Origin of the sequence: Bartonella sp. ML70XJBT.G (genome assembly GCF_028618575.1) — a bacterium.
Classification (GTDB): domain Bacteria; phylum Pseudomonadota; class Alphaproteobacteria; order Rhizobiales; family Rhizobiaceae; genus Bartonella.
Window position 1 is genome coordinate 63479 of sequence record NZ_JAQITA010000007.1, and the last position, 11405, is coordinate 74883.

General features: G+C 37.5%; 8 protein-coding genes. 3 read left to right on the forward strand and 5 right to left on the reverse strand.

Annotated elements, in window-relative coordinates; all coding sequences use genetic code 11:
- Position 1: 1 nt before the first annotated feature.
- Together sufB and PVV64_RS04660 are read right to left on the reverse strand one after the other, a co-directional pair.
- Positions 2-1513, reverse strand: a complete 1512-nt coding sequence (sufB, locus tag PVV64_RS04655; RefSeq protein ID WP_273759970.1) for a Fe-S cluster assembly protein SufB — start codon at positions 1511-1513, stop codon at positions 2-4.
- 177 nt (positions 1514-1690) lie between these two features.
- Positions 1691-2836 (reverse strand): cysteine desulfurase family protein, encoded by a 1146-nt coding sequence (locus PVV64_RS04660; protein ID WP_273760002.1) that lies wholly within the window; start codon positions 2834-2836, stop codon positions 1691-1693.
- Positions 2837-2994: 158 nt separating this feature from the next.
- Here PVV64_RS04660 and PVV64_RS04665 point away from each other — a divergent pair, with 158 nt between their 5' ends.
- The 3 genes from PVV64_RS04665 to PVV64_RS04675 all read left to right on the forward strand — a co-directional run bounded on the left by PVV64_RS04665 (position 2995) and on the right by PVV64_RS04675 (position 5867).
- On the forward strand, positions 2995-3675 hold the full coding sequence (locus tag PVV64_RS04665) for an alpha/beta hydrolase (RefSeq protein ID WP_273759971.1): 681 nt from the start codon (positions 2995-2997) through the stop codon (positions 3673-3675).
- Positions 3676-3953: 278 nt separating this feature from the next.
- Positions 3954-5207: a tyrosine--tRNA ligase gene (gene tyrS, locus PVV64_RS04670; protein ID WP_273759972.1), complete on the forward strand. Its 1254-nt coding sequence runs from the start codon at positions 3954-3956 to the stop codon at positions 5205-5207.
- A 177-nt stretch (positions 5208-5384) separates the two neighbouring features.
- Positions 5385-5867 carry a peroxiredoxin gene (locus PVV64_RS04675; protein ID WP_273759973.1) on the forward strand — a complete coding sequence of 161 codons (483 nt, stop codon included), beginning with the start codon at positions 5385-5387 and terminating at the stop codon, positions 5865-5867.
- A gap of 118 nt (positions 5868-5985) precedes the next feature.
- Here the strand turns inward: PVV64_RS04675 and prfB are convergent.
- The 3 genes from prfB to PVV64_RS04690 all read right to left on the reverse strand — a co-directional run bounded on the left by prfB (position 5986) and on the right by PVV64_RS04690 (position 11165).
- Positions 5986-7114, reverse strand: a protein-coding gene (gene prfB / locus PVV64_RS04680; RefSeq protein ID WP_273759974.1) for a peptide chain release factor 2 whose coding sequence is annotated in 2 segments (ribosomal slippage) — positions 5986-7044 and positions 7046-7114 — 1128 coding nt in all. Because the reading frame shifts where the segments join, the coding sequence is not laid out codon by codon here.
- 185 nt (positions 7115-7299) lie between these two features.
- A complete protein-coding gene (locus tag PVV64_RS04685; RefSeq protein WP_342753411.1) occupies positions 7300-9705 on the reverse strand; it encodes a penicillin-binding protein 1A in 2406 nt (801 codons plus the stop codon).
- 230 nt (positions 9706-9935) lie between these two features.
- Positions 9936-11165 carry an N-acetylmuramoyl-L-alanine amidase gene (locus PVV64_RS04690; protein ID WP_273759976.1) on the reverse strand — a complete coding sequence of 410 codons (1230 nt, stop codon included), beginning with the start codon at positions 11163-11165 and terminating at the stop codon, positions 9936-9938.
- Positions 11166-11405: the final 240 nt, after the last annotated feature.

The window sequence follows — 11405 nt, forward strand, 5'->3', positions numbered from 1 at the left end:
ATTATCCCACACTACCTTCAAGGCTGATGCCAATGAGCTTTTGTGCTTCAACGGCAAATTCCATGGGAAGTTTTTGAATAACTTCTTTTACAAAACCATTCACAATTAATGCGATAGCTTCTTCTTCAGGAATGCCACGCTGCATAACATAAAAAAGTTGATCATCAGAAATTTTTGATGTTGTCGCTTCATGTTCAAATTGCGCTGTCGCATTTTTTGCTTCAATATAAGGGACCGTATGAGCACCACAATCATTGCCAATTAACAAACTATCGCATTGCGTAAAATTACGTGCATTTTGTGCTTTTCGATGTGCTGTTACTTGTCCACGATAAGTGTTATTTGAAAAACCAGCAGAAATGCCTTTAGAAACAATACGACTGGAGGTATTTTTACCTAAGTGGATCATTTTTGTACCGGAATCGATTTGTTGATAACCGTTTGCAACAGCAATAGAGTAAAATTCTCCACGTGAGTTATTACCACGTAGCAAACAAGATGGATATTTCCAAGTAATCGCAGAACCAGTTTCGACTTGTGTCCATGAAATTTTAGAATTATCGCCCCGACAATCTCCACGCTTTGTAACAAAATTATAAATGCCACCCTTCCCTTCTTTGTCGCCGGGATACCAATTTTGTACTGTAGAATATTTAATTTCTGCATTTTCCAGTGCAATAAGCTCAACAACAGCGGCATGCAGTTGATTTTCATCACGTTGTGGAGCTGTACACCCCTCCAGATAAGAAACATAGGAGTTTTCATCGGCAATAATTAATGTTCGCTCAAATTGACCTGTATTGCGTTCATTAATTCTAAAATAGGTCGAAAGCTCCATAGGACAACGGACGCCTTTGGGAACATAAACAAATGAACCATCTGTAAAAACTGCTGCATTCAAGGCAGCATAATAATTATCACCCACAGGCACAACAGTTCCTAAATATTTTTTAATAAGAGCAGAATGTTCGATAATTGCTTCTGAAATAGAGCAAAAAATAACGCCCGCACGTGCAAGCTCTTTTTTAAATGTTGTCACAACAGAAACAGAATCGAAAACCGCATCGACAGCGACCTGCCCTGATGCATAGATACTTTCATCAAAAGTAGAAGAATCAGACTGTTTTCTTACTCCTGCTAAAATCTCTTGTTCTTTAAGGGGAATACCAAGCTTTTCATAGGTTGCCAATAATTCAGGATCGACTTCATCCAAAGATTTTGGTCCTGTATGATTTTTAGGAGCAGCATAATAATAAAGCTCTTGAAAATCAATTGGAGGATATTTAATGCGCGCCCAACTGGGTTCGTGCATTGTTAACCAACGGTGGAAAGCTTGTAAACGCCACGTTAGCATCCATTCAGGTTCATGCTTTTTAGCAGAAATAAATCTGATAATATCTTCGTTTAAACCTTTTGGGGCTTTGTCCATCTCAATATTGGTTTCAAAGCCATATTTATATTGATCAACATCTATTTCACGTACTTGACGTATTGTTTCTTGTACTGCCGGCATAAACTTTCTCCCTTTTTGGCATCAAGAACCGGTGACTAAAAGTCTCGTGTTTTCCAGGATTAAAATGAATAATTCATTTTTAGGCTATACGCACTTTAGGCTATATGCAAAGTGGGAAAATTTTAATCAAGCTTTTTATTTAAAATAATTCTAATTTTTTAAATTCAATGACAAATCCTATCCTTCTCTATTACTGATAATTTGAGAAAAAAACAATAGAAAATCATCAATGTCTTGAGAAGTTGTGCACCGCCCTATTGAAATACGAATTGCTCCATTGGGAATATGATATCCCATTGCTTCCAAGACTCTGCTTTGTTTTACTTTCCCTGAAGAACAGGCAGAACCTGCTGATACAGAGAATCCTGCTAAATCAAAAGCAATTTGCATCGTTTCAGCTTTTATACCACGCACAGTGAAATAAGTCGTGTTTGGCAAACGCTGAACTCTTTTGCCAAAAATTTCAACATCATGACATATTTTCTGTATTCCATTTTCTAATTTATCGCGTAAATATACTAACTGTTTTATCTCTTCTTTTATATAACAATCAGCGATTGCTGCACCGAAAGCAGCAATCAGTGGCAATGCTTCTGTTCCTCCACGTAACCCTTTTTCTTGTCCTCCTCCTATAATAAGAGGCGCTGGCATCAAAAGGCTCCCAGATGAAACAAAAGCACCAATCCCTTTAGGACCACCAATTTTATGGGCCGACAGTATAAAAAAATCCCCTCCCATCTGATCAATATCAACAAAATTTTTGTCTACATATTGTGCTAAATCAACAATTAGAATCCCTCCAAAATCACGAACAATCGCAGCTAACTCTTTTATTGGCTGAAGAACTCCTGTTTCACTATTTGCAGCTTGAATAGCAACAAGAGGAAGCCCCCTTGTTTTATCGTGAATTTTTAAGAGAGAGACTAATTGATCTTGTTGAATAAGCCCATCTCGATCAACAGCAACTGTAGTGATGCATTCTTGAGAAAAACGTCCTCCTTCTGCAACAGATGGATGTTCTGTTGCCCCAATGTAAAGATGAGAAAATTGAATTTTAGCTCTTCCCATATTATAAAAGGGTGTTAATAAAGTCATTGCTGCTTCACTTGCACCAGATGTAAAGACAACGTGATCTGGATTGGTATTGAGACTTTCAGCGACTTGTCGACGTGCTTTTTGTAATAACGCTTTTGCAGCACGTCCTTCCGTATGAACCGATGAGGGGTTACCAAATATCTCTAAAGATTCCAGTAATGCCACCCGTGCTGTTTTTTTCAGTGGTGTTGTCGCGTTATGATCAAAATATCGGCGTTTCATAACCATTTTATATCGCAATCATTCATCTATGAATTGATTAAAAAAATAGTGCAATTTTCTTGAAAAATGCACTTAAAAAAGAATATCTAGTGATTGTTTAAGAGATTCTATGGTAAAAGTCGATCAAGGTCAATGAGAGCTTATCGTATGTTAAGGAGCATTTAATGCCAGAAATTATTTTTAATGGTCCCGCGGGTCGGCTTGAAGGGCGTTATCAGCCTTCTCAACAAAGAAATGCACCAATTGCGATTATTTTGCATCCTCATCCCCAATTTGGTGGCACAATGAACAATAAAATTGTTTATGATCTCTTCTATATGTTTCAACAACGTGGCTTTACGACATTACGTTTTAATTTTCGTGGTATTGGTCGCAGTCAAGGTGAATTTGATTATGGAATAGGAGAGCTTTCAGATGCTGCCGCTGCTCTTGATTGGGTGCAAGCACAGCATCCTGATTCTAAAAATTGCTGGGTGGCTGGCTATTCATTTGGAGCTTGGATTGGTATGCAGCTTTTAATGCGCCGACCGGAAATTGAGGGCTTTATATCCGTTGCTCCTCAACCAAATGTTTATGACTTTTCATTCCTTGCCCCGTGTCCCTCCTCTGGGCTTATTATTCACGGTGCTGTTGATAAAGTGGCTCCTCCAAAAGATGTTCAAACCCTTGTAGATAAACTTAAAACACAAAAAGGTATCACTATTACACAAGAAATATTGGAGGGTGCTAATCACTTTTTTAGCGGATATCATCAAGAGCTTATTGAACGATGTGCACAATATTTAGATAACCATATTACCGGTGAATTCCTCGCTCCTCCGCCTGAAATACTTTCCCTTACTTAAAATGAGAATTTATAAAAAGTGAAAAAGAACTCCTGTAACGCAGAAAAACCTTTTTGCACTGGTTTTCCTTTTCTGTCATTTATCTGCACTCAAAAACTTAAGAAGGATAATTCTCTTTGAGAAAAAAGTATTTTCTGCTGAAAAACAAGTAAAATGATACTTTTGTTTTTTTATCCAGTATTTTTCGTTCCCTTGTGAGATAGGTCTTAATTATGCTAGAGAGAGCATGTTAGCAAACATCCTATCAATAAATGCAATTTTAATGAGGAAACAAATCTGTGACTGTCTTTAAATCTGATTTTTTACACATTATGCACGAGCGTGGTTTTATCCACCAAATTTCGGATGAAAGAGGCTTAGATGATCTTTTTTCAAAAGAAGTTGTAAGCGCTTATATTGGATTTGATCCTACAGCGTCGAGCTTGCATGCTGGGAGTCTTCTGCAAATTATGATGCTTTATTGGTTACAAAAAACTGGTCATCGCCCTATTATCTTGATGGGTGGAGGAACAGGATTGATTGGTGATCCTTCTTTTAAAGATGAAGCACGGCGCCTTCTCACACAAGATGATATTACGACAAATATTGCTAGTCTTAAAAAGGTCTTCGCTCATTACTTAACATTTGGTGATAAAGAAACTGATGCATGTATTGTGAATAATGCTGAATGGTTATGCAATTTAAACTACTTAGAATTTCTGCGTGATGTAGGAAAACATTTTTCTGTTAACCGTATGTTGTCATTTGATTCCGTCAGACTAAGACTTGAGCGTGAACATTCTTTGTCATTCTTGGAGTTTAATTATATGATCCTGCAAGCTTATGACTTTGTTGAACTTTATAGGCGTTATGGACTGCGTATGCAAATGGGTGGTTCTGATCAATGGGGCAACATTGTTAACGGAATTGAGTTAGGACATCGCTTAGGAACAGTACAGTTATATGCATTAACTTCACCATTGCTCACCACGTCTTCTGGTGCAAAAATGGGCAAGTCATTGAATGGTGCTGTATGGCTTAACGCAGATATGCTTTCACCTTATCAATTTTGGCAGTATTGGCGTAACACTGAAGATGCCGATGTTATTCGATTTTTAAAGCTTTATACCACATTGCCAATGGATGAGATTGTCAAACTTTCTGCATTACAAGGGAGTGAAATTAACGAAGCAAAGAAGATCCTTGCAACAGAAATTACCGCAATGTTGCATGGGCGCAGTTTTGCAAATGCTGCAGCCGAAACTGCTCGAAAAACTTTTGAAGAAAAAACACTTGGAGAAAATCTTCCAACTGTTGAAATTCAAGCTACAGAATTAAAAATGGGAATTGGATTACTCAATCTTTTAGTACAAGCAGGACTCGCTAAATCTAACAGTGAGGCTCGCCGTCATGTTCAAGGTGGAGGTGTACGTGTTAATGATGAAATCATTGAAGATGAGACACGTCTTATTCTTGAAGAAGATGTCAATGCCGATGGAATCCTTAAACTTTCCTTCGGTAAGAAAAAACATGTTTTGATAAAACCACTATAATCGCTTTATAATTTTTATACTCCTTTTTTCATGCCGTTTAGACTGATTTCTCTTCCTCACTTCAATCCTTGTAATACATGGCTCTTTTGGACAATCATATTTTAGAAAGTTGAATCATTTCTTTTTGTGTGTATTGTGATAACTTGTAGTTATTAAACAAAAAAGAAAGTCAAAAAAATGACACAATCGATGAAAGGCACCCTTGCTCCTGATTTTCATTTGCCCCGTGATGGGGGAGATAAAATATGTCTTTCTGATCTACAAGGAAAATGCGTTATTTTATATTTTTATCCAAAAGATGATACGAGTGGCTGCACGTGTGAAGCACTTGATTTTACGCAATTAAAAGCAAAATTTGATGAAATAGGAGTGGTTGTTATTGGAATCTCTCCAGATAATGTTAAAAAACACGATAAATTTAAAACAAAACATGGGCTTGATGTCATCCTTGTTTCCGATGAAGAAAAAACCACGCTTGAAGCTTACGGTGTTTGGGTTGAAAAAAGCATGTATGGACGCAAATATATGGGCGTTGAACGAAGCACTTTTCTCATTGATAAAACCGGAAAAATAGCAGAAGAATGGCGTAAAGTGAGCGTGTCTGGACATGCTGAGAAGGTGTTAGCTGCTGCCACACTTTTACATAATCAAGATTTATAAATGTTGGTATTCAAATAGTTATCAAATGTAAAAATCACCCCATTGCTGGATGTCATAAATCTAGCAATGGGAATAGAATTAACGGATCAAGCAATCATCTTAAAAATATTGCCTTTGGTTAATCAATGTCTTCAATTTCCTGGGCTTTTCCGTAAATGCGCCGTGCAAGTGCTGCTTCTATGAATGCATCTAAATTGCCATTGAGTACGGATTGTGGATCAGTGTTTTCAACACCTGTGCGTAAATCTTTGACAAGCTGGTAGGGTTGCAGAACATAAGACCTAATTTGATGTCCCCATCCGATTTCTGTTTTCGAAGCTTCAACAGCATTTGTTTCTTCTTCTCTCTTTTTGAGCTCTTCTTCATAGAGTCTTGCGCGTAACATAGACCATGCAGTTGCTCTATTTTTATGCTGAGAACGCTCCGTTTGACATTGAACAACAATACCCGTTTTTATATGTGTGATACGAACTGCAGAATCTGTCGTATTGACATGTTGACCTCCTGCCCCTGATGCACGATAGGTATCAATACGAACATCTGCCTCTGATACGTCAACTTCAATATTATCATCAATGACTGGATAAACCCAAATGCTTGCGAAAGAGGTATGGCGTTTTGCATTAGAATCAAACGGCGAAATGCGTACCAAACGGTGAACCCCTGATTCTGTTTTCAACATACCATATGCATTATGTCCTTTTACGAAAAGAGTTGCTGATTTTATGCCGGCTTCTTCTCCATCATGAATTTCTAATATTTCAACCTTCATGTTATGCTGTTCAGCCCAACGCGTATACATACGTAACAACATAGAAGCCCAATCTTGGCTTTCCGTGCCTCCTGCACCGGCATGAACTTCTAGATAAGTGTCATTCTGATCTGCTTCTCCTGAAAGAAGCACATCAATCTGTTTTTTCTCTATTGCATTCTTAAGATTACGTATGGTGTTTTCTGCATCAGTGATAATTTCGATATCACTTTCTTCTTCACCCATCGCGATTAATTCAATGCACTCTTCAAGTGTTTTTGTAAATGATCGAAGACCCTGAATTGAATCATCAAGACGCTGACGCTCACGCATCATATCCTGTGCTTGTTGCGCATCATTCCAAAGTGTTGGATCCTCTGCTTTTTGATTGAGATATTCGAGACGTTTGAGTGATTGATCCCAGTCAAAGATGCCCCCTTAGCAATTTAATTGCTTGTTGGATTTCATCAACTAATGTTTCTATTTCTGCTCGCATAATTTCACACCGTCGTTTTTATTTTTTATTCTTTCTCGTTATATTTTTGAACATTTTCTACAAATCAATGATCGTAATAAGAGGATGGTATCACCTCATCAATCTGTTTTAATGTAGGACACTGCAAAAAGCAGATAAAATGCGTTTATTCCATTCATCCGTTATATCAAAAGAGAATTTTGTGATTAATACAGCCCACCTGTACCGCTTTCAAGAGCTTTATTAACCTGTGGAGAAGTGGTCATTGCTGGAACTCCTTCTTGAAAAGAATCTGTACCACCAATGACTTGATAGATATCAGCAGGTCCAGTTCCTGGTTTAAATGCTTCTATAATGACATCTTGCTCTCCTCTTTCTGCAAGCATGCCTGTCTTACGATTAATTGGCATTAAAATCATACCCTCTGGCATTTTAAATGGCACATTTGGTTTTCCTTTCAAAGCGCCTTCCATAAATTCTCCAAAAATAGGTGCAGCTAATGAACTGCCGGTGCCATTATATCCTAATGATGCTGGTTGATCGTAACCAACAAAAACACCGACGACAAGATCAGGGGTAAAACCCATAAACCATACATCTTTAGAATCATTGGTGGTTCCTGTTTTAGCCGCAATATGCCGATTAAGGTAACGTAAACGTGCTGCTGTACCGCGTTGAACAACCCCCTCCATCATTGATGTAATCTGATAAGCCGTCATAGGATCAAGAACTTGATCTCTTTCATCAATTAATTTGGGTTCATTTTGATTATCCCAAGCCTGAACATTACAATTCTCACAGAGACGATCATCATGCCGATAAATGGTTTTTCCATAACGATCTTGAATTCTGTCTATGAGAGAAGGATGAATAGAGCGTCCTCCATTGGCTATTACTGAATAAGCTGTCACCATTCGTAAAACCGTTGTCTCCCCAGCTCCTAAGGCCATGGGAAGATAAGGTTGTAATTTATCAACAATGCCAAAACGCTCTGCATATTCAGAAACAAGAGGCATTCCCATATCATAGGCAAGGCGTATGGTCATAAGATTGCGGGAATGTTCAATGCCATAACGTAGTGTTGACGGTCCTGCATATGTACCACCATAATTTTTAGGCTGCCAAATCTCACCATTATATTGGCGAATTTCGATGGGGCCATCTAAAACAACAGATGCTGGTGTGTATCCATTATCGAGCGCCGCTGCATACACAAAAGGTTTGAAAGCAGAACCAGGCTGGCGATAGGCTTGTGTCGCGCGATTAAATTCAGATGTAGAAAAAGAAAATCCTCCTACCATTGCAAGAACACGTCCTGTCTCAGGTTCCATCGCAACAATAGCACCTTCAACTTTGGGAATCTGTTGTAAACGATAAATATTGTTTGTATTGGGTATTTTTTCAACAAAAATAACATCGCCAACTTGCAGAACTTGCGATAGATTATGAGCAACCCTTCGGTAGCCATTTTCTTTCACAACATTTAAAGCCCACTTTGAATCCTTCTCAGATAAAATAGCTGTTTCCCGTTTTTTTGATAATAAACCTGAATTTTCACGCTGAGGTTGCAAACCAATCTCTACTTTATTGGCATTAGCAGAAAGAACAACAGCTAAACGCCATTCAGGAACATCACTTAACCCCGTGATATTTGCAAGCTCTCCCCCCCAATCATCTTTTTTATCAATACGATTATAAGCTCCACGCCATCCTTGTGAATGATCAAATTTAATGAGCCCATCGTGTAAAGCTTTTCGAGCAAGAATTTGTAAATGTGGATCTAATGTTGTACGAATCGAAAGTCCACCCTCATAAAGTGTTTTTGCACCATAACGACGCATTAAACGGCGGCGTACCTCTTCAGTAAAATAGTCAGCAGCAAAAACATAACTATCACTACCACGTAATCTCGCTCCTAAGGGCTTGTTTTTCGCTTTTTCTCCTTGATCACGCGTAACATATCCATTTGTTACCATTCGATCTATAACCCAATTGCGCCGATTAATAGCACGCTGTGTATTTTTGAAGGGATCATAATTTCCCGGACCTTTTGGAAGAGCCGCCAAATAAGCACATTCCTCTAATGTTAGGTCATTGACGGATTTATTGAAATACGTCAAAGCAGCAGCCGCGATACCATAAGTGCCACGACCAAGATAAATTTCATTGAGATAAAGCTCAAGAATATGTTCTTTTGAATAGGTTTTCTCAATACGCATCGCTAGGATAGCTTCTTTTAACTTCCGTTCTAATGTTGCTTCTGAATTTAAAAGAAAGTTTTTAGCGACTTGTTGTGTAATGGTTGATGCCCCTTCTGGGCGTTTCCCTGAACCAATATTACGGATATTATTGATTAAAGCTCTAGAAAGTCCTTCGGGATCTAAGCCAAAATGATGATAAAAATTTTTGTCTTCAGCGGAAATAAAAGCTTCTTTAAGAATTTTGGGTATTGATTGAATCGGTAAATAAAGGCGATGCTTCGTTGCAAACTCTGCCATCAGGCTACCATCAGCAGCATGAACGCGTGTCATCACAGGTGGTTCATAGAGCGATAAAACTTCATAATCAGGAAGTATATTCGCCTGATCTGTTGCGAATGCATCTTCTATCATTGCTCGGAAAAACCCAAGAAGCATAACAAAACTCAAAAGGTATCTAAAAAAAATCATCATCAGAACGGCTATCCACTCCTTTAGAATTGATTAAAGAAAAATATGTTATCTTACGAACGCTGCGCGGATATCACCGCGAGAAGGAAGATAAAGAAAAACTATTTTTATCTTTTATTGTTTATACTAAACTCTATCAGAACCCGATACTGATACTTTATTTTCTCACCAATTTAAAGAGGCTGCATAATTTTCTGCCTATATTCAGCAAATTGGCGGATAGAATGCGCAATTGAGATAGCCATTTGTTTTCTCCATTGGGGATTGTTTAATAATTCTTCATCCTCTTTATTGGATAAATAACCAATTTCTATCAAAACAGAGGGGATGTCTGAGGCCCTTAAAACTTGAAAATCAGCATATCGATGAGGATTATTTATCAGATTGATATTACTTTTTGATAAATTTGCAACAACACTATTCGCAAAACTCACCGAAAATGCGTGCGTTTCACGTCGGGTAAGATCGAGCAAAATATCTGTAACTTCAAGCGATTCATCTGCCGGTAAACCATCCAGAAGATCAACTCTATTTTCATTTTCAGCTAAGGACTTTGCAATTGCATCAGATGCTTTGTCTGATATGGTATAGACTGTAGCACCACGAAGAGAACGTAAATTAATAGTATCTGCATGAATAGATATAAAAAGATCGGCATCAAATTCTTGCGCTTTTTTAACTCTTTCACTCAATCTTAAAAAAATATTAGAATCGCGTGTTAATGCTACGGTGATATGAGAGTATTTTTTTAATTCATCTCGCAAAACACGAGCAAAGGCAAGTGTTACATCTTTTTCTAAAATCCCACTAATACCTCGCGCACCTCCATCAATTCCACCGTGACCAGGATCAAGAACAACACGAAAATTACGTGTTGTTATTCGTTGTATTTTTGTATCAAGCTTGTTGCTTTCTTGTTTTTCAAATATTTCATTAAACTCTTCTTGTGTCGTTTTACGAATATCAATCAGGAGTTGCCATAAACCATTCTCTAATTTTTGGACTGTATTCTTTTCAACAACAAACGCAATTTTACTCGTCAAAATAATGCGTGAAGTCCGTATATCAGAAAAACCATAACGAACATCTGATAACATACTTGATAATGTCTTCTGTTTTTTAAAAGGTGTATTTTGTGTGGAAAAATCAACAGTAGGCAAATTAATAATCAAACGGGCAGGCTTATCCAAAATCTGTAAACGAACATTGGGTTCAGCATTAAAAACCGCAATAATACGTGTTCGTGCACTATCTCCAATAGTTCGCAAATCAACAAGTTCTAAAGCATTTGCCGCTTGGATATTTATTTGAAATGTTAAAAAAAAGAATACATAACATAGGACGTACAAAATAATATCCCAATAGGCTGCTTTTGGCTTTTTGATAGAAACCCCTTTTATCATAAGTGAAATACTCTTAAATTCTCTATTAGCAACAATTGATCTCAATGGTATAAAAGCGATCTATCAGATTTATTTCATCTTTTTCAATAAATGCTGAATTCTCCAACTTTAAAAAATACCTCTAAAAATTAAATTAAGGCAATAAAGGCATTATAATGATATGTATTTACATTGTTACTTGCCAAAATCATGATATCAACATAAAAGAACATTTACGGCTTCCTAGCCAATAGTAACCAC